This window comes from Methylocaldum sp. RMAD-M (assembly GCF_017832375.1).
Lineage (GTDB): Bacteria > Pseudomonadota > Gammaproteobacteria > Methylococcales > Methylococcaceae > Methylocaldum.
The window spans coordinates 64,269-86,163 of sequence record NZ_JAFIBZ010000020.1; the positions used below are offsets into that span (position 1 = coordinate 64,269).

25 protein-coding genes are annotated in these 21,895 nt (G+C 56.8%); 5 read left to right on the forward strand and 20 right to left on the reverse strand.

The window, feature by feature from the left end:
• The first annotated feature begins 16 nt into the window (after positions 1-16).
• On the forward strand, positions 17-448 hold the full coding sequence (gene fliS, locus JOD69_RS17190) for a flagellar export chaperone FliS (RefSeq protein ID WP_077732470.1): 432 nt from the start codon (positions 17-19) through the stop codon (positions 446-448).
• A 24-nt stretch (positions 449-472) separates the two neighbouring features.
• Positions 473-793, forward strand: a complete 321-nt coding sequence (locus JOD69_RS17195) for a flagellar protein FliT (RefSeq protein WP_086133546.1) — start codon at positions 473-475, stop codon at positions 791-793.
• A 57-nt stretch (positions 794-850) separates the two neighbouring features.
• Here JOD69_RS17195 and ccsA read toward each other — a convergent pair whose 3' ends face one another.
• Positions 851-1,675 (reverse strand): cytochrome c biogenesis protein CcsA, encoded by an 825-nt coding sequence (gene ccsA, locus JOD69_RS17200; protein ID WP_077732468.1) that lies wholly within the window; start codon positions 1,673-1,675, stop codon positions 851-853.
• Positions 1,676-1,769: 94 nt separating this feature from the next.
• Here ccsA and ffh point away from each other — a divergent pair, with 94 nt between their 5' ends.
• Entirely contained in the window at positions 1,770-3,128 is a 1,359-nt protein-coding gene (ffh, locus tag JOD69_RS17205) for a signal recognition particle protein (protein ID WP_077732467.1), read from the forward strand.
• 64 nt (positions 3,129-3,192) lie between these two features.
• On the opposite strand, the gene JOD69_RS17210 is transcribed toward ffh, so the two are convergent.
• The 13 genes from JOD69_RS17210 to JOD69_RS17270 all read right to left on the reverse strand — a co-directional run bounded on the left by JOD69_RS17210 (position 3,193) and on the right by JOD69_RS17270 (position 13,790).
• Complete coding sequence (locus JOD69_RS17210; RefSeq protein ID WP_077732466.1) at positions 3,193-4,116, reverse strand: 2-dehydropantoate 2-reductase; 924 nt, start codon at positions 4,114-4,116, stop codon at positions 3,193-3,195.
• Entirely contained in the window at positions 4,113-4,811 is a 699-nt protein-coding gene (gene hda, locus JOD69_RS17215) for a DnaA regulatory inactivator Hda (protein ID WP_086133547.1), read from the reverse strand. The genes JOD69_RS17210 and hda overlap by 4 nt, the downstream gene beginning before the upstream one ends.
• An 85-nt stretch (positions 4,812-4,896) precedes the next feature.
• Entirely contained in the window at positions 4,897-5,496 is a 600-nt protein-coding gene (gene wrbA, locus JOD69_RS17220; RefSeq protein WP_086133548.1) for an NAD(P)H:quinone oxidoreductase, read from the reverse strand.
• A gap of 74 nt (positions 5,497-5,570) precedes the next feature.
• Positions 5,571-5,918 carry an arsenate reductase (glutaredoxin) gene (gene arsC, locus JOD69_RS17225; RefSeq protein ID WP_086133549.1) on the reverse strand — a complete coding sequence of 116 codons (348 nt, stop codon included), beginning with the start codon at positions 5,916-5,918 and terminating at the stop codon, positions 5,571-5,573.
• A gap of 111 nt (positions 5,919-6,029) precedes the next feature.
• On the reverse strand, positions 6,030-6,488 hold the full coding sequence (locus JOD69_RS17230) for a CBS domain-containing protein (protein ID WP_086133550.1): 459 nt from the start codon (positions 6,486-6,488) through the stop codon (positions 6,030-6,032).
• An 84-nt stretch (positions 6,489-6,572) separates the two neighbouring features.
• Positions 6,573-7,376: an undecaprenyl-diphosphate phosphatase gene (locus JOD69_RS17235; RefSeq protein WP_077732462.1), complete on the reverse strand. Its 804-nt coding sequence runs from the start codon at positions 7,374-7,376 to the stop codon at positions 6,573-6,575.
• A gap of 9 nt (positions 7,377-7,385) precedes the next feature.
• On the reverse strand, positions 7,386-8,426 hold the full coding sequence (gene truD / locus JOD69_RS17240) for a tRNA pseudouridine(13) synthase TruD (protein WP_086133551.1): 1,041 nt from the start codon (positions 8,424-8,426) through the stop codon (positions 7,386-7,388).
• 3 nt (positions 8,427-8,429) lie between these two features.
• Complete coding sequence (ispF, locus tag JOD69_RS17245) at positions 8,430-8,906, reverse strand: 2-C-methyl-D-erythritol 2,4-cyclodiphosphate synthase (protein ID WP_077732460.1); 477 nt, start codon at positions 8,904-8,906, stop codon at positions 8,430-8,432.
• The gene (gene ispD / locus JOD69_RS17250; protein WP_077732459.1) at positions 8,894-9,607 is read right to left on the reverse strand and encodes a 2-C-methyl-D-erythritol 4-phosphate cytidylyltransferase; all 714 of its coding nucleotides are present in this window, start codon (positions 9,605-9,607) and stop codon (positions 8,894-8,896) included. Before ispD ends, ispF begins: the two co-directional genes overlap by 13 nt.
• A 12-nt stretch (positions 9,608-9,619) precedes the next feature.
• Complete coding sequence (ftsB, locus tag JOD69_RS17255; RefSeq protein ID WP_077732458.1) at positions 9,620-9,976, reverse strand: cell division protein FtsB; 357 nt, start codon at positions 9,974-9,976, stop codon at positions 9,620-9,622.
• A gap of 26 nt (positions 9,977-10,002) precedes the next feature.
• Positions 10,003-11,286, reverse strand: a complete 1,284-nt coding sequence (eno, locus tag JOD69_RS17260) for a phosphopyruvate hydratase (RefSeq protein WP_086133552.1) — start codon at positions 11,284-11,286, stop codon at positions 10,003-10,005.
• 45 nt (positions 11,287-11,331) lie between these two features.
• The gene (gene kdsA, locus JOD69_RS17265) at positions 11,332-12,153 is read right to left on the reverse strand and encodes a 3-deoxy-8-phosphooctulonate synthase (protein ID WP_086133553.1); all 822 of its coding nucleotides are present in this window, start codon (positions 12,151-12,153) and stop codon (positions 11,332-11,334) included.
• Positions 12,153-13,790, reverse strand: a complete 1,638-nt coding sequence (locus JOD69_RS17270) for a CTP synthase (RefSeq protein ID WP_133717243.1) — start codon at positions 13,788-13,790, stop codon at positions 12,153-12,155. Before JOD69_RS17270 ends, kdsA begins: the two co-directional genes overlap by 1 nt.
• Before the next feature lie 235 nt (positions 13,791-14,025).
• Between JOD69_RS17270 and JOD69_RS17275 the strand changes: the two genes are divergently transcribed.
• On the forward strand, positions 14,026-14,313 hold the full coding sequence (locus JOD69_RS17275; protein WP_168183759.1) for a DUF4156 domain-containing protein: 288 nt from the start codon (positions 14,026-14,028) through the stop codon (positions 14,311-14,313).
• Here the strand turns inward: JOD69_RS17275 and tilS are convergent.
• The 4 genes from tilS to zwf are packed head-to-tail and all read right to left on the reverse strand — an operon-like array spanning position 14,310 to position 18,990.
• Positions 14,310-15,674, reverse strand: coding sequence for a tRNA lysidine(34) synthetase TilS (gene tilS, locus JOD69_RS17280; RefSeq protein WP_086133555.1), 1,365 nt, complete (start codon positions 15,672-15,674; stop codon positions 14,310-14,312). The two genes, JOD69_RS17275 and tilS, sit on opposite strands and share 4 nt — an antisense overlap.
• A 49-nt stretch (positions 15,675-15,723) precedes the next feature.
• A complete protein-coding gene (gene accA, locus JOD69_RS17285) occupies positions 15,724-16,689 on the reverse strand; it encodes an acetyl-CoA carboxylase carboxyl transferase subunit alpha (RefSeq protein ID WP_086133556.1) in 966 nt (321 codons plus the stop codon).
• A 31-nt stretch (positions 16,690-16,720) separates the two neighbouring features.
• Entirely contained in the window at positions 16,721-17,440 is a 720-nt protein-coding gene (locus tag JOD69_RS17290; RefSeq protein ID WP_086133557.1) for a dienelactone hydrolase family protein, read from the reverse strand.
• A 59-nt stretch (positions 17,441-17,499) separates the two neighbouring features.
• Complete coding sequence (zwf, locus tag JOD69_RS17295) at positions 17,500-18,990, reverse strand: glucose-6-phosphate dehydrogenase (RefSeq protein ID WP_086133558.1); 1,491 nt, start codon at positions 18,988-18,990, stop codon at positions 17,500-17,502.
• Positions 18,991-19,148: 158 nt separating this feature from the next.
• Here zwf and JOD69_RS17300 point away from each other — a divergent pair, with 158 nt between their 5' ends.
• Complete coding sequence (locus JOD69_RS17300) at positions 19,149-19,739, forward strand: DUF4202 domain-containing protein (protein ID WP_077732449.1); 591 nt, start codon at positions 19,149-19,151, stop codon at positions 19,737-19,739.
• 24 nt (positions 19,740-19,763) lie between these two features.
• Here JOD69_RS17300 and JOD69_RS17305 read toward each other — a convergent pair whose 3' ends face one another.
• Together JOD69_RS17305 and JOD69_RS17310 are read right to left on the reverse strand one after the other, a co-directional pair.
• Complete coding sequence (locus JOD69_RS17305) at positions 19,764-21,047, reverse strand: NAD(P)/FAD-dependent oxidoreductase (RefSeq protein ID WP_086133559.1); 1,284 nt, start codon at positions 21,045-21,047, stop codon at positions 19,764-19,766.
• An 8-nt stretch (positions 21,048-21,055) separates the two neighbouring features.
• Complete coding sequence (locus JOD69_RS17310; RefSeq protein WP_086133560.1) at positions 21,056-21,376, reverse strand: c-type cytochrome; 321 nt, start codon at positions 21,374-21,376, stop codon at positions 21,056-21,058.
• Positions 21,377-21,895: the final 519 nt, after the last annotated feature.

A 21,895-nucleotide genomic window follows, 5' to 3' on the forward strand; every position in this document is an offset into this window, starting at 1 on the left:
GAAGAGGTTATACGCCATGAGACCCGCTCAGTTTGCATTGAATCAGTATCGGCAAACTACCGTGCAGGCGAGTGCCGAGTACGCCGATCCGCATACTCTGATAATGATGCTTTTTAATGGGCTGAACGAAAAAATTTCCGTTGCCAAGGGCGCGATACAAAGGGGGGAGCTCGCCGAGAAGGGCCAAGCCATCGGCCGTGCAATTGAAATCGTCGGCTACCTCCAAGCCTGTCTGGACTTGGATAACGGCGGCGAAATCGCGGTAAATCTGGATCGACTTTATACCTATGTTACCGAGCAGCTGTTTTACGCCAGCGCGCAAAACGATCAGAGTGCCCTGGACGAAGTCGGCGGTTTGATAAAGGAGATCAAGAGTGCTTGGGAGGCGATACGAGAGCCGGTTCCGTCTCAGACTGTTGAAAACAGGTTAGCTTCAGCAAGCTTTTAATCGTCCGAGACCGGGTATGCCGCGATGTCAGATCTGACGCCCGAAACCGAGAAGCTTCTTGCAATGTGCCGTTCGATCCTAACGGCGGCCGAAGGTATGGAGTGGGAGAGGGTTGCTCGGCTGGAGAGGGAACGGATGCCCCTGATTGAGAAACTGTTTTCGCCGGCCAATCTTGAGAAAAGCGATAACGAGTCTTTGGTTCGTTTAGTCGAGGAAGTGCAGACCATCGACGGGAAGGTTATGTCTTTGATTGAGGCGGAAAGAAACCAAGCTGCTCAAGAACTACGCATGCTCAGAAACTCCCGGCAACGCGAGCAAGCTTATCGATCGGCTGAAAATGAGTGAGTTCAAAGAGTCCGGACACGCACTCGCATTCCGGGACCAGGGTCGGTGTCCGCACCATCAAGCCCGGTTCAATATCCATTCCAATACCATCTTGCTGCCGAAATAGGCCAGCATTAGCGACACAAAGCCTCCTAGCGTCCAGCGGATAGCTATGGTTCCCCGCCAGCCGTAGCGAGCTCGTCCGATCAGTAGTACGCCGAACAAGACCCAGGCAAGGATGGACAGCACGGTCTTATGGGCCAAATGCTGAGCGAACATGTCTTCCAGAAAAATAAAGCCTGTGAGCAGTGACACGCTAAGAAACACGAACCCGGCCGCAATCAGCTGAAACAACAGGGATTCCATGGTTTGCAGAGGCGGGAGCGAGCGTAGCAAGAGGTCGGAATGGTGGCTGCGCAGCCGCCAGTCCTGAAACGCCAGCAGCGCTGCCTGAAAGGCGGCAATATTGAGAAAACTGTAAGCGAGCATGGAGACCACGATGTGAATGGTCAAAGGCCAGGAAAGGTCTTTCACCGTGTGAACGCTCTCCGGGATGCTGAGTTTTAGCAGGAGGACCAGCGCGGCCATCGGAAAAATCACCATCCCGAGTTTATCCACCGGTTTCGCGAGAGCCGTCAGGAGCAAGATGGCTACGATCACCCAAGCTACTAACGACATCGCGCTCAGAAAGCTGAGGTTGAGTCCTTCGTTAGTCTGAAAGCCGCTGGTGAGCGCAAGCCCGTGCAAAACGGCGGCGAACCAACCGAGTGTCAAGGGTTTCAACCGCCGAAGCGTGGGTGTCTCCATGGCCGCATAGTCGTTCTCGCGCAGCGAGCGAATCAGGGTAAGAGCGGCAGCGACATAAGTGGCGATCGCCATGGCGCCAAACAGCGTAGAATTCATTTAAATCATGTCCTCCTGAGCTCTCTAGTCTGGCATAATGGCCGATCAAGATGAAGTAATCTGGGTATTTCCATAGCCCGTAGGATTAAGAGCCATGTTTGACAACCTTACCGAACGTTTAACCCAATCGCTCAAAAAAATTCGCGGTCAGGGCCGATTGACCGAGAGCAATGTTCAGGACACCTTGCGAGAGGTGCGTATGGCCCTCTTGGAAGCCGATGTGGCTCTACCGGTCGTCAAGGATTTCATCGAGCACGTCAAGACACGCGCCTTGGGGCAGGAAGTTCAGTCCAGCCTTACGCCCGGGCAGGCGCTAGTGAAGATCGTCAATGAAGAATTGATCGCCATCATGGGCAGTGCCCACGAGCGGCTCAGTCTGGCGACGCAGCCGCCGGCGGTGATTCTGATGGCAGGTCTCCAAGGCGCCGGTAAAACCACCACGGTTGCCAAGCTGGCCCGCTGGCTCAAGGATAACGAGCGCAAGTCCGTAGTGGTCGCGAGCGCCGATATCTATCGTCCGGCCGCTATCGATCAACTGCAAACTCTTGCCGCTGAGGTGGGCGCCGATTTTTTTCCGAGCGATCCGACGCAGAATCCGGTGGATATCGCTCGCAACGCCGTCGAATATGGCCGGAAGAAATACAAGGATGTCGTCATTATCGACACGGCCGGCCGTCTTCATATCGATGACGAGATGATGGAGGAAATCAGACAGATTCACTCCGCCATCAACCCGATCGAAACGCTGTTCGTGGTCGATTCGATGACCGGTCAGGACGCCGCCAATACCGCGAAAGCATTCGGCGACGCACTTACCCTGACCGGTGTCGTTCTGACCAAAACCGACGGCGATGCCAGAGGTGGCGCGGCGTTGTCGGTTCGCCACATTACGGGCAAGCCCATCAAATTCTTGGGTGTGGGTGAAAAGACAGCTGCCTTGGAACGTTTTCACCCCGATCGAATCGCGTCCCGAATCTTGGGCATGGGCGATGTCCTGAGTCTGATTGAGGAGGCCGAGCGCAAGATCGATAAGACGAAAGCCGAAAAACTGGTCAAGAAGATTCAGAAGGGCAAGTCTTTCGACTTGAACGACTATCGCGATCAACTGCTGCAGTTGAAGAATCTGGGCGGCGTCGCCGCAATGTTCGACAAGCTTCCCGGCATGGCAAACGTGCCGCAGCACGTGAAGGAAAAAGTGAACGACAAGGAAATGATTCAGCAGATCGCCATCATCAACTCGATGACCAAGCAGGAACGGGCATTTCCGGATGTGATCAACAACTCGCGAAAACAGCGCATCGCAAAAGGCGCGGGCACGGATATGCAGAACATCAACCGTCTGCTCAAGCAGTATGATCAGATGCAGAAGATGATGAAGAAATTCAAGAAGGGCAATCTGATGAACATGCTGCGAGGGATGAAGGGCAATCTAGGACGGGGGATGCCGTTTTAGGGCGATTCTTGATTTGGCATCACGCCCGCCTCACGCGGGCGTAATTTCGATTTGTGGCAGCGGGTTATCCGGTTCGACGGCTCAACTCTCTGAGCTTCATCAAAGCATAAACCGATTCAAGATGGGGAATCGGCACGCCTGCGTTCCATCCCGCCCTCACGGCATTACCTAGAATGGCCTCCGTTTCCATCGGCCGACCGGCCTCGAAATCCAGCAGCATACTGGTCTTGTATGGCGGCATCTTGTAGGTGCTCTCGATGTTTTTATCGACGGTATCTTCGGGCAACGGATGTCCCGTGGCTTTGGCGATCAGGCAAACCTCTTCCATGATGGCCCGAACGAAAGACTCTTGAGTCGAGAGTATGTCATTCGTGCTGAGCCCCGCGGAGAGGACCGACAGCGGGTTGAAGGGCGCGTTCCAAACGCATTTTTGCCAGCGGGCGGCAACGATATCCTCGGAGGCGACGCATGTAATGCCGGATCGCTCGAATACTCTACAAAGCGCCAGAGCTTTTTCCGAAAGCCCCTGCGGATAATTGCCCAAGGCTAGCCGGCCGTAAGCCTGGTGCCAGATTTTGCCGGGTGCGGTGCGGGTGACGCATATGAATGCGAGGCCGCTGATCAGTTCGTTATCGGGAAAGGCTTTCGCGATTTCGTCTTCGATGTCGATGCCGTTGGAAACGAGAACGATGGACGTGTCGGGTCCCACGGCGTCTTTCAGAAGGCTGATGCGATCGGCGTTTTCGACCACTTTGATGCACAAGAGAACGTAGTCGGGCTTTTCGGTCAATTCGGCCGCGTTGCGTACGACGGTGTGGGGCCGGAAGTGATAAGCGCCCAGTTTGGTGTCGCTCGTAATGTCTATGCCATGAGCTTTGACGTGTTCGTAGTCGGAACGGGCGATCATCGAAACTTTAGCGCCCTGCTTGGCGAGCAGTGAACCGTAAAAGCTGCCGACCGCTCCTGAACCTATGACGAGTACCTTCATGTCGATTCTTCCAGATAGTTCTTGAGAAAAGGAATCGTGAGCTTGCGCTTAGCGGCTAGGGTCGCGTGGTCCAATTCGTCCAGCAAGCGCTTCAAGGAGGAAAGATCTCGGTGATAATGAGAAAGCAAGAAGCGTCCGACTTGTGGCGACAGATCTAAGCCCAGCGAGCGGGCATGGGCGCCGAGGACGATTAGTTTATCCTCGTCGTTCAATGGTTGCAGGCGCAAGGTTAATCCCCAGCCTAAGCGGGTTTTGAGGTCGGGCAAACGGATCGCAAGTTCGGCGGACGGCACGCCGGCAGCGGCAATGAGGCGATTGCCGTGGTCTCGCAAACAATTGAACAAATTGAATAAAGCTCGTTCCCAGGCATCGTCTCCGGCGACGGAATCGACATCGTCCAGGCAAACCAGATCCTGATGCTCCAGGCCATCGAGCACGCCGGGACCGTACTCGCGGAGGCCGGATAGCGGCAGATAAGAGACCGACAAGCCGCTTTGACACGCTTCCCGACAGCAGGCATTGAGCAAGTGGCTCTTGCCGGTGCCCGGTTCACCCCACAAAAAAATCAGCGTTTCGCCCCGACCGCTGGCGGCATGTTTTAGATGAGCGACGATTTCGGCGTTGGCTCCCGAGTGGTATTGCAGAAAACCCAGTTCGGGATTGAAAGCGAAGCGCAGGGGGAGTTGCTCCGCCATGAGTTCAAAAATGTTTAACCGTCGCGGCGTATTGCAGCATATCCGAAAGCAATCCGTCGAAAGCGTCAGTCAAGACCACTAGGAGTTACTTCACTTGGGCGCCTTTCAGCGCCAGCGCCACACGCGCCAAACGGGCTCCGAACGCCCGACACAGTTTCCGCTCTTCGTCGCTGACCGCGTTGTCACTCCCGGTGTGCCGGCTGGGTCCGTAGGGCGTTCCGCCGCTGGTGGTTTCGAGAAGCGCGCTTTCACTGCTGGGGATCCCGACCAGAACCATGCCATGGTGGAGCAGGGGCAATAACATGGTGATCAGCGTCGCTTCTTGGCCGGCGTGCATGGACGAAGTGGCCGTGAAGACGCCAGCCGGTTTACCGGATAATGCGCCCGAAAACCACAAGGAACTGGTGCTGTCGATGAAATATTTGAGGGGCGACGCCATATTGCCGAAGTGCGTAGGGCTTCCCAAGGCCAGTGCATCGCAGTTTTTCAGATCGTCGATCGTTGCGTAAGGCGGACCGGCTTCAGGAATAGTCTCCTCGGTGGCCTGGCAGACCGGCGATACTTCAGGGACGGTACGAATCTTGGCGACGGCGCCGGGAACTTCCTCGACGCCTCTCGCGATCAGATTGGCCATTTCGGCCGTGGAACCCCAACGGCTATAGTAGACGATTAGAACTTCAACCATGAAAAGGACGAAACACGTGAGTAAAGAGGTGCGAGCCAAAGTGACTCGCCAAAGTACTTGAGACCTTGCCGGTCTTAAAGAATCTTTAAAACGTTCTCCGGCGGACGTCCGACGGCCGCCTTCTCGTTTGCCAGCACGATAGGCCGCTCGATGAGGATCGGGTTTTTCACCATGGCGCCTATTAATGCTTTGCGATCCAGATCACGATTATCCAGCCCGGCGTCCTTATATGCCGCTTCGCCTTTGCGCATCAAGTCGCGGGGCTCCATGCCCAGTTTGGCCAGAATGGTCTCCAGCTCGGATGCGCTAGGAGGTGTTTTCAGATATTCGATTACCGTGGGCTCGATGCCTTTACTCTTGAGAAGCTCAAGCGTAGCGCGGGATTTACTGCAGCGGGGGTTATGGTAAATCGTAACAGTCATGGCTATAGCTCTCGAAGTCGATCGTGACGCGTCGAAAGGTTGCGGTTCATCAAATGACCGGCGGATTGCTCGTGCTTGGTTTTGCCGGTCCTAATTGGAAAGCTTGATCGTTTAACCGAGACCGCCGCGCGTTTTTTGTTCCCGTTCCTGCTCTTTACCGATGATTTTAACCAGTTCGGTAAGTTCGCCGGCGAGTATCTCGAGGAGATCGTCGCTGGTCAGAATGCCGGCCAGCAAGCCCTGCTGATTGACGACGGGGATGCGGCGAACACCCTTTACACGCATTTTCTGCAAGGTTTCCCAAAGTCCGTCTTCTTCGCGGGCCGTTATCAGTTCGTAGCTCATGATATCCCCGACGGCGACTGCATTCGGGTCCAGTTCCGCGGCAAGAATTTCCACGACGAGATCGCGATCGGTCACGATGCCGACGGGTTTCGCTCCTTCCGATGAGTCCTCTACGACTACGGCGCTGCCGACGTGAAACTCGCGCATCAGTTTGGCCGCTTCGATGATCGAGTTTTCTTTTCTTAGGATGACCGTATCGCGGTTACAGAATTGTCCAACAGACATGATGATCCTTTGCGCTGTAGATTGATGGAGGATTTGTATTTTAACCGTTTGAGTGGCCGGTTGCAGGAAAAACCGCCGGTATCGCTAACCGGGCAGGAAGATGTAAAGCAGCACGCCGCCCAAAATCAGCCGATAGATCACGAAGGGTAACATGCCGATACGATCGAGGAGTCTCAGGAACCAGTCAATGGTAATGTAGGCAACGATACCGGAGAGCAGCGCTCCGAGGGACATGTTCCACCAGGATACCGTCTGGTCGGATTCGAATAATGCGTATGCCTTGAGCAATCCCGCCAATGCCGTTACCGGGATCGACAGCAGAAACGAAAATCGGGCGGCAGCTTTGCGATCCAGGCCGCGGAACAAACCGCCGGTTATCGTGATACCCGATCGGGATGTGCCGGGAATCAGCGCCACGGCTTGAAAGAGACCGACTATCAAAGCATCTTGCCAGTTCATGTCGGCATCGGTACGTCGTTCGGCGCTCACTTTTTGCGCCAGCCAAAGTACCAAGGCGAACACTATCGTGCTAGCGGCGATGACCAGCGGATTGCGGAGCTGGGTCTCGACATAACCGTTGGCCGCCAGCCCCGCGACGCCCGCCGGAATCGTCCCCAGAATTACGTACCAAGCAAGTTTCGCATCCGTGCTCATGCCCTTTCCGGAGATCGAACGAAACCAGGCTCCGGCCATATCGCGCAGAGCGCCCGCGTAATAGACCACGACCGCGGTCAGCGTTCCGATGTGGACGGCGACGTCAAAGGCCAAGCCTTGATCATGCCAGCCGAAAACCACCGGCATCAGGATAAGGTGAGCGGCGCTCGAAATGGGCAGAAATTCGGTCAGCCCTTGCAAGAGAGCCAGGTAATACACGTGATGGCAGTCCATGAGGATCCTTTAATCGTCTGAAAAACCGGTGTCGATCAGTTCCCGCAGAACGGCGGTCGCGTAAGCCCCGGCGGGCAGCGCGAATCGCAAATGCATGCTGCTCGGGCCGGACCGTTCCCACTGAAATCCGTCCGGGCAAAGTCGCAGCGGCCGGCGGGCCATCTCGACGCCGAAATCTTCGAGACCGCGGCAGAGAACCGGCTCTTCCTCGGCTGCGGCCGTCTCTATGGCCAGTGCCTCATCGGTAACGGCCGGTGTACCTTTGCCCCAGAGCGCGCCGCTTGGATGAATTTCCTTGGCCTCAAGCCGTTGCGTGATTTCCGGAGTAATAGCGTCGGGCTTAAAAAAACTGCGCGAGTCGGGAAACATGAAGGCATCGCCGGTAACCGCGCGATCCCAGACGTCTCGGCTTATCCGCTTGGCGAGGATGCCGTTGAACAAATGAGAACGCGCGGCAGACAAATAAAGCCCGCGACGGTGAGCGTCCACCCGCCCGAGCGTACCCGCGAAAAGAGCCGATGCCTTCGCAAGGTTCTGTCCCTCGCGGCCGAACCGTTGCGTTCCAAAATAATTGGGAACCCCACATTCGCCGATCTGTTTCAGGCGTCGTTCCAATAGCGGGATGTCGCATTTCAATTCGCGAACGGCGATTTCGAAACGATTGCCGGCTGCCGCGCCTTTTTTTAGCTTGCGGCTGTTGCGCCGGACTTCGAGTATGCGGAGGGAGGGGGATTCAAGTTGCCTCCAGTCCGGTTCGGCCTTGCCCGGCAGCCATACGCTGAACCATTGAATGGTCTTGCCGTGGCGGTCCTTAAGGCCCGCGTAGCCTATGTCCCGTGTCGGGATTCCGGCAAAGCGGGCCAGTTGGCGGGCGACGTAGTCGGTATTTTCGCCGCGTTTTTCGATGCGCAGAAAAAAGTGTTCGCCCTGGTCGGAAGGCTCGAAACCCAGCAGTTCCTCGACGACGAAATCTTCCGGCGACGTCTTGATAATGCCGGTTCCGATTGGCCCGCCAAAGGCGTAGGGTAGGGCGGCGGTCGAATCGCCCATGGCTTAATTTTTCTGAAGGAGCGTTACCGCATAGGCGGAGATGCCTTCGCCCCGGCCTTCGAAGCCCATGCCTTCGGTCGTGGTGGCTTTGACGTTGACCGCGTCGTGCGCAATGTCGAGGTCATCCGCGATGGTTGTGCGCATTTTTTCGATATAGGGCGCGAGCCGCGGCTTTTGTGCGACGATGGTCAGATCGACGTTGACCACGGTGTAGCCGCGTTCGGTGATCTTGGCGTGAACCTCGCGGAGCAAAACCCGGCTGTCTATGCCCTTGAAGCTGGGGTCGGAATCCGGGAAATGCCGACCGATATCGCCCAGTGCCGCCGCACCCAATAAGGCATCGCACAAGGCGTGTAACGCAACGTCTCCATCCGAGTGCGCCGCGAGGCTCTTTTCATAATCGATGGCTACGCCCCCCAGGACCAGTTGGCCGCCATCTTTGAACCGATGTGCATCGTAACCTTGACCTATTCGTAGCATTGTCGCTCCAGGTAAAAAGCCGCCAGAGGAAGATCCTCCGGCCGCGTAATCTTGATATTGTCCGGGCGTCCTTCCACGATCTTCGGGCGCAATCCTCGAAGTTCGAGAGCGCTGGCTTCGTCCGTCACGATCAGTTTCCGTTCGGCAGCATCGGTCAGCGCATGCTTGAGCATACGAAAGCGAAACATCTGTGGCGTCAGCGCGCGCCAGATCCGGCTGCGGTCGATGGTTTCGACGATTTCGCCCGCCTCTGCGCCTTTCAGGGTATCCGTGACCGGCAGTGCCAGTATGCCGCCGACTTCATCGTTCCTAAGCCGATCGATCAGTTTTTGAACATCGCTGATCGTGATACACAGCCGAGCTGCATCGTGCACCAACACCCAGTCGTCCGGTTCGGCCACGTTCTCGAGACTCATTAAGGCGGAAAGCACGGAGTCGGCACGCTCCTTACCCCCGGGGGCGACCCGGATCTTGGGATGGGTAGCACAAGGTAGATCGGACCAATAACCATCCTCGCTCCCGAGAGCCACGACGACGCCGGCCAAGACATCGATCGCCAGCAACCGCTCCAGGGTATGCTGCAATACCGGCTTGCCCAGGACCTGAAGGTATTGCTTCGGTACGTCGACCCCCATGCGTTTACCCACGCCGGCTGCAGGGACAATGGCCCAGAATCGATTATTTCGGCAGGTGTCGGTCATGGACAACAGATGCTAACGAGGCCTTTCGGTCTTTTGTGGCGTAGTTTTCCGCTCCGAAGGCTTTGGTTGCGGCGATCGGTCGTGTGTCTTGTTCTTAGGCATTTCGATCACTTGGACGAAAGTCTCTCCCTGCTTGATCATCCCCAGTTCTTGGCGAGCCCGCTCTTCGATGGCGTCCGTTCCTTCCTTCAAATCTCTGACATCGGCTTCCAGCGCCGCGTTACGTTCGCGCCGCTTTTCGCCCTCCTCCGTGAGCTTTTCGATACGGTCCTGCAACTCCTGCAATTCGGCGATTCCGCCATCGCCCAGCCACAGTCGGTACTGGAGCAGGGCGATCAACACCAGCAAGAAGACAATCAGCTTTTTCACACTGTCGTCGGACGGCGTCCCGCCTTTCAGAGCGCTTGACGGAAGGCGCTGCGGCCGGTGTACTGGGCTTTATCGCCCAATTGCTCTTCGATCTTGAGAAGCCGATTGTATTTGGCGACTCTATCGGATCGGCTGAGAGAGCCGGTTTTGATTTGTCCCGCGCAGGTGGCCACGGCGAGATCCGCGATAGTGGTGTCCTCTGTTTCGCCGGAACGGTGCGAGACGACAGCCGTATATCCGGCCTGGTGGGCCATGGCTATGGCTTCCAGGGTTTCCGTCAAGGTACCGATTTGATTGACCTTGATCAGGATGGAGTTGGCGATCTTGGCCTCGATGCCCTGTTTCAGGATAGCGGGATTCGTGACGAAAAGATCGTCGCCTACCAGCTGAATGCGGCTCCCCAGCCGATCGGTCAATAGTCTCCACCCGTCCCAGTCGTCTTCGGCCATGCCGTCTTCGATGGTGATGATGGGATATTTGTCGACCCAGGCAGCAAGATAGTTCGCGAACTCGTCCGAAGTGAACCGTTTATTCTCGGATTCCAGCGTATAGACGCCGTCCCGGTAAAACTCGGAGCTGGCGACGTCCAGGCCGAGATAGATGTCTTTTCCTGCTTTATATCCTGCCCGTTCTATCGCTTCCAGGATGACGCCGATGGCGGATTCGTTGGACGGCAGATTCGGCGCGAAGCCGCCTTCATCGCCCACGCCGGTGCTCAGGCCCTGTTCGGCCAGTACCTTTTTCAGAGCGTGGAAGACTTCGGCGCCGTAGCGGAGAGCTTCCCGGAAGCTGGGCGCGCCGACGGGAAGAATCATGAACTCCTGCATGTCCACGCTGTTGTCGGCATGCGCGCCGCCGTTGATGATGTTCATCATGGGGACCGGCAACAGGAACTCGCCGCTGCGGTTGAGGTACGCGTAGAGCGGCTTGCCGGCATCGGTCGCCGCGGCATGGGCGGTCGCCAGGGAGACGCCGAGAATGGCATTGGCGCCCAAGCGGCCTTTGTTGTCGGTGCCGTCCAGTTCGATCATCTTGCGGTCGATGGCCGCCTGGTCATCGGCGTCCATGCCCAAGACGGCGGACCGGATCGCTGTTTTGACGTTCTCGACCGCTTTCAATACGCCTTTGCCCAGATAGCGGGTTTTATCGCCGTCCCGAAGCTCGATGGCCTCTCGGGTTCCGGTGGAAGCGCCGGACGGCACCATGGCGGAGCCGGTTGCTCCGGAGTCGAGTATGACCTCTGCGGCGACTGTGGGATTGCCTCTGGAGTCGAGCACCTCGTGTGCCCGCACTTCGGTGATTTTGCTCATCGGTTCCGTTCCTCTGGTATCGGAGTGTCGTTGTAATAATTCCGTCTAGACCATTCCGCGTTGTTTGACGATGCGGTCTATTTCGACAAGCACCTCTAAGAGCTCCTTTATGCGAGCCAAGGGCCATGAATTGGGGCCGTCGCTCTTGGCTTTGTCCGGTTCGGGGTGGGTTTCCATGAACAGGCCGGAGATGCCCACCGCTAGGGCGGCCTTGGCCAAGGTCGGTATGAATTCCCGCTGCCCTCCGGAAGCCGTGCCTTGACCGCCGGGCAGCTGCACCGAGTGGGTGGCGTCGAACACCACGGGACAGCCGGTCTCGCGCATGATGACGAGAGAGCGCATGTCGGAGACCAGGTTGTTGTAACCGAACGAGACGCCGCGCTCGCAGACGAGGACCTGTTCGTTGCCGACGGCTCTTGCCTTGTTGGCTACGTTTTTCATGTCCCACGGGGCCATGAATTGGCCTTTCTTGATATTGACCGGCTTGCCTTGCGCACAGACGTCCTGAATGAAGTTGGTTTGCCGGCAGAGAAACGCCGGTGTCTGCAACACATCGACGACGGCGGCGACTTCGCCTAAAGGGGTATCCTCGTGGACGTCGGTCAGCACCGGTACGCCGATGGTATCCCGTACCTTTTCGAGAATGCGCAGTCCTTCCTCGAGGCCGGGGCCGCGGAAACTTTCGTGCGACGAGCGGTTCGCCTTGTCGAAGGAGGATTTATAGATAAAGGGAATGCCGAGGCTGGATGTGATTTCCTTGAGTGTTCCCGCGGTCTCCAAGGCGAGTTGCTCGCCTTCGATGACGCAGGTGCCGCCAATCAGGAAAAACGGCCGGTCCAAGCCGACTTCGAATCCGCACAGTTGCATCAGTTCGCCTTCTTGTTTTGATGATATTCGGCGGCGGCGCGCACGAAGCCCGTGAAAAGAGGGTGGCCGCCACGCGGGGTGGACGTGAATTCCGGATGAAATTGGCAGGCGAGGAACCACGGATGATCGGGGATCTCGATCATTTCCACCAAGCGGCCGTCCAGGGATTTGCCGCACACCCTGAGTCCTGCGTCCTCAAGGGATTTGAGATAGCGGTTGTTGAACTCGTAGCGGTGGCGGTGGCGCTCGTTGATGACGTCCTTGCCGTAGACTCTATGGCCCAGGCTGCCGCTGACCAGCCGGCATTTCTGGCCGCCCAGACGCATGGTGCCGCCCAGATCGGACTTTTCGTCCCGATGCTCGATCGTGCCGGAGTCGTCCTGCCACTCCGTAATCAGGGCGATGACCGGATGCGGTGTTTTCGGCAAGAACTCCGTGCTGTGGGCGCCTTCCAGTCCCGCCGCATCGCGCGCGAATTCGATGACCGCCACCTGCATCCCTAAGCAAATGCCGAGATAGGGGACTTTCTTCTCGCGAGCGTACTTGACCGTGGCGATCTTGCCTTCGACACCCCGTTCGCCGAAGCCGCCGGGCACCAGAATGGCGTCTACGCCTTCCAGCGAGCCGGTGCCTTTGTCCTCGATTTCTTCCGATTCGATGAATCGGATTTTGACCTTGGTCCTGGTCTGAATGCCGGCATGAATGAGCGCTTCGGTCAGCGATTTGTAGGCGTCGGAATGATTGACGTACTTGCCTACCATGGCGATCGTCACTTCATGGCCGGGATGCTCCAGGGCATCGATCACTCTCTGCCATTCGGAGAGGTCGGCCGCGCCGGCATCGAGTTTGAGTTTTTTCACGACGATATCGTCCAGCCCCTGTTCGTGCAGCAGCAGCGGAATTCGATAAATGGTGTCGGCATCGACGGCGGAGATGACGGCATCTTCCCCGACGTTGGTGAAGAGTGCGATCTTTGTTCGCTCGGCCTTGGGGATGATCCGGTCCGAGCGGCAAATCAGAACGTCGGGCTGAATGCCGATGGTTCGGAGTTCCTTCACCGAGTGCTGGGTGGGCTTCGTCTTGAGCTCGCCGGCGCTCGCGATGTACGGAACGAGGGTGAGATGAATGAACAGGCATTTGTCATCGCCCAACTCGACTCGCATCTGGCGCGTGGCTTCCAAAAAGGGCAGCGATTCAATGTCGCCGACCGTCCCTCCGATTTCGATCAGGGCCACGTCGTAGCCTTCCGCGCTGAGCCGGATGACGCGCTTGATCTCGTCCGTGATATGGGGGATAACTTGCACGGTCGCTCCGAGGTATTCCCCTCGTCGCTCCTTGCGGATGACATTTTCGTAAATCTGCCCGGTGGTCCAACTGTTGACCTTGCCCATCGTGGTGCTCAGGAAGCGCTCGTAATGGCCAAGGTCCAGATCGGTTTCGGCGCCATCCTCGGTAACGAAAACCTCGCCGTGCTGAAACGGGCTCATGGTGCCCGGATCGACATTGATATACGGATCGAGTTTGGTCAGTGTAACTTTAAGACCGCGGGCCTGCAGGATTGCGGCAAGCGACGATGCGGCAATGCCTTTGCCCAGGGATGAGACGACTCCGCCGGTAATAAAAATATATTTGGTCATTCAACGATGGGTAAATTTAGGCTGCGTAACGATCGCCGAGGCAGCGGCCGTCGCGTCGGACGTCAAAAGGATTTGTCAGCATATTCTACTCAACCTGTGGATCGGAGTCACCGCCCAGGTTGTTTACAATCGAATATTGAATCGCACTAACATGGTGAAAATACAACGACTAATGCGGAGACGTTATTTGATGAATGGGGCGAGATTACTCACGATTGTTTTTGGGGTGGCGATAATGTCCATGGTCTCCGGGTGCACATGGGTAGAGCTCAAGCCGCAGGGCGAAAAGATTCGTATGCTCACGCCGCCCGAAGTTGGGCGCTGTAAATTTTTGGGGCGTATCACGTCGAATACGGCGGCGACCATCGGTATCTTTGCCCGCAGCAAAGATACCGTACAAGAGGAAGTTGAACGTCTCGCCCGCAATAACGCGGCGGACATGGGGGGAGACACCATCGTGCCGACCGGCCCCCTGATCGATGGTGAGCAGTCTTTCAATGTTTACCGCTGCATCAATCCTTAATTAGCCGAAGGCAGTGCGCCGGAAAAATTCTCCGGCGCGTGCCACCGGATCACGATATTAAAGTCGTTCGGTTGCCCGGCATAAGAATCGGACACCCACCATCCCGCCACTGCGGCTAGCTCGTCGCCGATGTAGATCAGCGGTGTTCTCTCCCGGATCCAAGGTGTAATGCCGGCTTCCTGAAACAGTTTTTTCAGATCGTGGGAGCCTTCGCGGCCGGGCAGGCGTAGCGATTCGCCGCCTTGCCGGTAGCGAACGGTGATTTTGCCGGCTCGCCATGCCGTTAACGAGATGCCGGCTCGTTTTTCAGTGGTGACGCTGAGGTCGCCGTTCCCGTCCGGCAGATGGAGTGTCGTAGCACCATCCCATGGAATGACTCTATTCGGATGGAAAGGCGAAGCGGCCGGCATCAGGAAGATCTCTCCCCGATAGCGCCGAATCTCGCCTTCGCTCCACCGGATTACGGGATTTCGGTCCGGTCTGGCGTTCAGCGTTTCGTTCAAAACCCTATCAATAACGCGAGTCGAAGGCATGCGGAAACCGCGGCTCCGCAGCCACTCGCGCAGAATCAGGCGGCGGTCCGCTTCCGAACACGGTCTCAGCCGATCCAGAAGAAGCGTGTTTCGCAGCGGATGAATAACGGACTTCAGCAAGTCCGCGGCAAGCGAGTTCAGCAGCGTTTGCGCTTCAGCACAATGTTGGGCCGTGCGGACCAGCGCGTCCTTGGTCGCCGGCCAGCGGTTTTCGAGCAAGGGGATGATCTCGTGGCGTATGAAATTGCGGTCGTAACTCAAGTCGCGGTTGCTGGGGTCTTCGATCCAGGTCAGCTCGTGTGCTTGAGCGTACTCGCGGAGCTGTCCGCGGGAAAAAGACAGTAACGGCCGCAGCAGAAATCCTGGGCCGAAGGCGGTGCGTTCCGGCATGGCGGCAAGGCCGGCGATACCCGCTCCGCGAAGCAGTTGGAGCAATAGCGTCTCCGCCTGGTCGTCCCTATGCTGTGCGGTCAACAAGACCTCGCCGTCGGACAGAAGCGCGCGCAGGGCATCGTAGCGCGCGTTTCGCGCGGCTTCCTCTGGACTCTCGCCGGGTTTCGCGGCGGCGTTGACCCGTAACAGACGGAACGGAATTCCAAGCATCCGGCAGCTCGCTTCGCAAGATTCGGCCCATTCTTCGGCGGCTGTTTGCAGGCCGTGATGGACATGTACGGCAGTAAAGCGGAGGTTCGGATCTTTGGCTTTCAGTTCCGCACAGAGATGAAGCAAAACGAGCGAGTCGAGTCCGCCGCTGTACGCGATCCAGTAGCGGGATGCCGGCGGCTGGCGAGATAGGATTCGATCGAGTGTTTCGGTACAAAGGCTCATCTAAGCCGTGAAGTGAGGGGCGGTGATTATCCGCCCCGCATCAATGAAGCTAGGCTACGGCTTCCTCGAAAATGCCGTAGCTCATCAACCGCTCGTAGCGCTGTTGCAATAAGGTCTCGATGGACGTGCGACGCAGCTCTTCGAGATGCCGTTTCAGTGCCGCTTTCAAATTATCGCCGGTTTGCTTGCGGTCGCGATGGGCTCCGCCCAACGGTTCGGGAACAATCTCATCGATGAGTTCCAGTTCCTGCAGCCGATCCGACGTAATGCCCATGGCTTCAGCCGCGAGCTCGGCCTTGTCCGCGCTTTTCCAAAGAATGGAGGCGCAGCCTTCCGGCGAAATGACGGAATAGGTGCTGTACTGAAGCATCAACAGGCGGTCGCCCACACCAATAGCCAGCGCGCCTCCCGAACCGCCTTCGCCCACCACGGTACAAATGATCGGGGTGCGCAGTTTGGACATTTCGAAAAGGTTGCGGGCGATGGCCTCGCTCTGACCCCGTTCCTCTGCGCCGATGCCGGGATAGGCGCCGGGCGTGTCGATAAAACAGAGGATAGGTAAGCGGAACCGCTCGGCGAGATGCATCAACCGCAGCGCCTTGCGGTAGCCTTCGGGCCGCGGCATGCCGAAATTGCGGTAGATCTTTTCCTTGGTATCACGGCCTTTTTGATGGCCGATGATCAGAACCGGCTGTCCGTCGAGTTTGGCGAGTCCACCCACGATTGCCGGATCATCGGCGAATCCGCGATCCCCATGAAGCTCGTGGAACTCATCGAACATCAGGTCGAGGTAGTCCAGCGTATACGGACGCTGGGGATGGCGGGAAATCTGCGATATCTGCCACGCCGTCAACGAGGAGAATACCGATTCGGTCAGCTTGCGGCTTTTTTCTTCAAGCCTCGCAATTTCCTCGCTGATGTTGATTTCATTGTCGAATCCGACGCGCTTGAGTTCTTCGATTTTGGCTTCGAGTTCGGCAATGGGTTGTTCGAAATCTAGGAATTTCAGGTCCATTTGTCGTTTGTTTAGGGTGCACGGAGAAGGCCTAGTTTAACACCTCGGCAAGGAAATTCCGCAGACTCTCCCAAGAGCGGCGATCGGCGGTCTCGTCGTAAACCGTACCGAACGATCGATCGTTTGCCATGGGATTGGTGAAGGCGTGCAGGGTGTTACCATAAATATGGATTTGCCAGTCTGCCTCGGCTTCGGTCAGTTCTTTAGCCAGATTCGCCGCCTGATCGGGTGGTGCCATGGGGTCGTCGTGGCCGTGCAGCACGAGAACCTTGGCCTTGATCTTATTGCCTTGAGTATTGCCCGGCGGCACAAATAAGCCGTGGAAGCTGACAACGCCGCGCAGATCGGCGCCGGTGCGGGCAAGGTCCAGCACGCATAGGCCGCCGAAGCAAAAACCCATGGCCGCGATCCGTTTGGGATCGACCTGGGGGAGCTTGCGGACGGTTTCCAGAGCTGTGGTGATGCGGTCCTGCAACAGGCGGCGATCATTCATGAGCGGATTCATCAGCCGTGCGTTCTCCTCGGGGCCGCTTCCGATGATGCCTTTGCCATACATATCGAGTGCAAACGCGGCGTAGCCCAGTTCGGCCAATTTACGAGCCTTGTTGCACACGAATTCGTCCCTGCCTCCCCAAGCATGAGAGATCAATACGGCCGGCAAAGGCTGAGGGCGCTTATTGTCATACGCGAAAAAGCCTTCGAGCTGAACGTCGTTATGGCTGTAGTCGATGGCTTGAGTTGTAACGGCCATTAAGAAGGTCTCCAAAAGTATCGAATGAATTAGGCAAATAGCTTAAAGGATCGTCGGTCTTAACGAGGTGCATCCCCGGTCGAGAAAGAATGCCGCCATTGCTGATCCTCCCGCTCGAAGATGCGGTCGGCTTCCTCGGGGCCCCAGGAGCCGGCGGGATAAGTGTGGATGAATTCCCGCTCTACCGACCATGTTCTTATGATGGGATCGACGACTCGCCAGGCCCATTCCACCTCATCCGAGCGCAGGAACTGAGAGTGATCGCCGCCGATGACGTCGAGCAGAAGGGACTCGTACGCGTCCAATTGATAACCGGCCTGATAACAGGTGCTGGCATCGAGTTGAGTGGTTCGGGCGCGCATGCCGATGCCGGGTTCTCGAACCTGAACCTCGGCGCGAATGCATTGCTCGGGCTGTATGCCCATCAGCAGCCAATTGGGGGGCAGCGCCTCGATCTGGGTTTCGCGAAACAATTGCTGCGGCGGGTGCTTAAAGCGTATCGCGATGAGAGAACTGTTCCTCGCCAAGCGTTTTCCCGTCCGCAAATAAAACGGTACATTGCGCCAGCGCCAGTTGTCGATATAAAGCTTCAGGGCGGCATACGTTTCGGTCGTGCTTTGCTTGTCGACCTGCTTTTCGTCGAGATATCCGGGCACCTCCTGGTTGTCGATGCGCCCGCGAGCATATTGCGCACGGAAGGCGTGAGCATGGACCGCAGCCTTTGGGATGGGGCGAATGGATTTCAGCGCCTTGACCTTTTCGTCCCGGATCGATTCGGCGTCCATGGTCGCCGGAGGTTCCATGGCTACCAAAGCCAACATCTGCATCAGATGGCTCTGGATCATGTCGCGCAGCGCGCCGGCGGTTTCATAGTAGTCCGCCCGGTCTTCGATTCCCGCCGATTCGCTGTGGGTGATCTGCACATGGTCGATGAGGTTGCGGTTCCACAACGGTTCCCACATGAGATTCGCGAAGCGGAACACGAAAATGTTTTGCACCGTTTCCTTACCTAAGTAGTGGTCAATCCGAAAGATTTGATGTTCCGTAAAGTTGCGGTGCAGGCAGCGATCGAGGACTTGTGCGTCCTCCAAGTCATAGCCGAACGGCTTTTCCACAACGAGACGGCGCCAGCCGGCGACTTCCTGGTTGAGTCCGCTAAGCGCCAAATAGTCGGCCGCCGCTTTGTATTCGGACGGCGGAAGCGAAAGGTAATACACGTGATTGGGCGGAAACTCGGGGCCTGTGTCCAGGACTTGCCTTAGCTGTACCGATGAGTCCGTATCGCCGATATCCGCCGAGAAGAAATGCAGGCGGTTGCTGAAGCGCTCAAGAGCGTCCCGGTCGAGTGTGCTGCCCAAACGCTCTTCTAGCCATTTGGATACCTCGTCTCTCCAATGGGAATTATCCCAATCCCGCCGGCCGACACCTAAGACGACCATCGCCGCGGGCAGTCGGCCTGCCTTGTCCAATTGGTACAGGGCAGGCATCAGTTTGGTGCGGGAAAGGTGGCCGGTAGATCCAAAAATAGTGAAGACGCACGCGTCGAGCATCGTTTCCTCCCGGCGAATCGATCATGCCATGGATGATACTGTTTAGCCCCGTTTCCGCCAATGCGTGAACCGGTTGAAATGGCTTCATTGCCTTTGAAATCAGGATTTGATAAGTAGTTTCCCAGTATTTCAAATTTCAACTTGGACTGAGTATTTCGATGAACGAAGATCGGCTGGATCGGGTGCTAGTCTTAATAGACGAAGCTAATGCACAGGACCCTAATAGTGAGGTTTGGCGAGGCGAATCCTATCCCAAGGAATTGCTTTACGGGATGCGCATGACGGAATGGCTTGACCGCCTCTATCCCGATGCGCCGGATTTGCTGCACATCGCCGCGCGCGGGCAGCACATTCGACGTTGGGAGGTTCCCCGGCAGACCTACCCGGACACGCGCGAGGGGTATCTGCAATGGCGCAGCTATCTATATGGTTTTCATGCCGATTGTGTTGCACAGCTTATGACACAAGCTGGATACGATCCGATAGACATCGAGCGGGTCCGCAAAGTTCTTCAGAAACGCGGTTTGAAAAACGATCCGGACGTTCAATCGATCGAGGACGTCGCGTGCCTCGTGTTTCTCGATTACTACTTTGTCGCCTTCGCGGCGATTCACGATGAAGAAAAGCTGATCGGTATCGTCCGCAAGACCTGGAAAAAGATGTCCGAGCACGCGCGGAGCCGCGCATTGGAGCTGGAATTTCCGGAGTCTGTCCGGGCGCTGCTCGCAACGGCTTTGGAAGCGGTATAGGCAGCAAGCGCCAAATGGCGGAGATTACCCGAAGGCGTCAGCGGCGATGATTTTCTGCCAGCTCCGGGCATGCTCGGCTTCTTTCCGCCGATCGCCGTTCATGGGTGTTTCACCCGTCGACACGGCCTCGAGCTGCTTCTCGGTTGGCGAATACTTGTACACGCCGGTGATCGAGATCGCATAATCCGGCTTTAAAAAGCTATAGCAGTGGTTGATCAGGCTTGGATGACCCGGTTCGCGGTCTTGCAGCAGATCAATTACCGCCGCGGCGCAGATCTTGGCCTGCGAGTTGGCGGCAAATGCCGATTTGGGCATGGGCGTTGCCGTACAGGCATCGCCGATAATGTGCACGTAAGGTGCCAGCGGCGATTCGAAGGTGAGCGGATCGATGGGGCACCAGCCCGATTGATCGGTCAGCCCCGCCTGATGCGCGAGTTTGCCGGCCTTTTGCGGCGGGATCACGTTCAAAACATCCGCACGGTGCTCGTCGAACTCGGTGAAGACGACGCGCGATTGCGCATCTACCCGTTCTATCTTTCCTTCCTTTTCCGCCGAGATCCATTCCACCATCCCTGGATAAAGCTCTTCCCAGCCTTGGAGGAAGAGCGATTGTTTGGAGAATTGGGTTTTCGCATCCAGAATGAGCACTTTGGAGCGCGGTTTGTAACGCTTCAAAAAATGCGCTATCAGTGACGCACGCTCGTAAGGTCCCGGCGGACAACGATACGGATTGGCGGGTGCCGTGATCAGAACCACGCCACCGTCAGGCATGGCCTGCAATTGGCGACGCAGAAGTGTGGTCTGTGGCCCTGCTTTCCAGGCATGAGGAGCCAACAGACTGGCAGTCTCGTCGTAACCGTCGATGGCGTCCCAGCGGAAATCGATGCCCGGTGCGACGATTAGCCGATCGTAAGGTATGGCCGATCCATCCCCCAATGACACGGTGCGCCGAGCAGTGTCGATAGTTTGGGCTTCGGCTGTTACCGTTTGAATTCCCTGAACGTTCCTGAGGATGTCATATTTCCGACGAAGCTCATCGGGCTGCTTTAGGCCGGCGATAACTTCATTCGATCCGGGGCAGGACAAGTAATTAGCCTGTTGCTCAACCAAAGTGACTTCAAGTTCCGGATTGAGCAGCTTGAGGTACTTCGCAGCGGACGCTCCCGCGAACCCGCCGCCGACTACCGCTACGCGGGCTTTTTCGCGTCGTGATCCGGTGCTGGGATGGTTTACCGAACAGCCGACTGTTCCAAGCGCCGAAATCGCCCCGGCCCACTTGATGAAACTTCGTCGGGAAATTGGTGCCATGCGTTCTCCTAGCGATGATTTTTGAAGAACCGGGCTAACTCTAGGAAATCTTGATATTGATATCCCCTTGCAATGCGGTCCATCACCGTGGCTGAGCGGTAACCCGTTTTAAATTCCTGCATTGTGTGGATGAATTCGGATTCGGGGATGCCGCTAATCGCCGGAATCGAGCCTATACCTTGGCCCGATGCGCCATGGCAACCGGTGCAAGCGAGGGCGATTCGGGCGAAACCCGGGCGCTCAAGATTGTCGCTGAATGCAGCTTGCGGAATCGAAAGTGCGAGCGCACCGGCGTATGCCGACACTTGCAGAATTCGGGTCAGTCGCATATCTGGCCTATTTCTCGGGGAGGGCATCAAGTTAGCGTACATCGCCGAGGCACATTTGAGAATCATGTTGCCTATTGAGCATTTTGAGCATTGGGTCTGATGCGATGTCCGCTAGAACTGCTGACTATCGTCCGGTCCGTTTGTTTGCAATGAGCGGTTGCCTCTGCTTGGGCACGTTCGAATCAGTCGAGCGCCTTGAAAGCGTCGAGTGACAAGTCTTTGGAAAGGTTTTTTAAGTTACCAATTAAAACAATGGGTTGCGCTTATAAACGACGCTTTTTAGCGATGTAAATATGTATTCTTTCATAGATAGACTGTTCCTTGACAAGGCATGAATGAGTGATAGACTGCAACGCACCCTAGGAGTGGGGCATTTTGTCGCAGGGGCCCGTGGGCCAGGGGCAAGAATGAAGAAGACAAGGACGCACGACGAGGTAGCGGGGCGGCGACGCACCGCGAATGAGTACTAACTTTGGAGGTAAAACTATGGCTGCAACAACAGTTGGTGGCGTAGCAGCG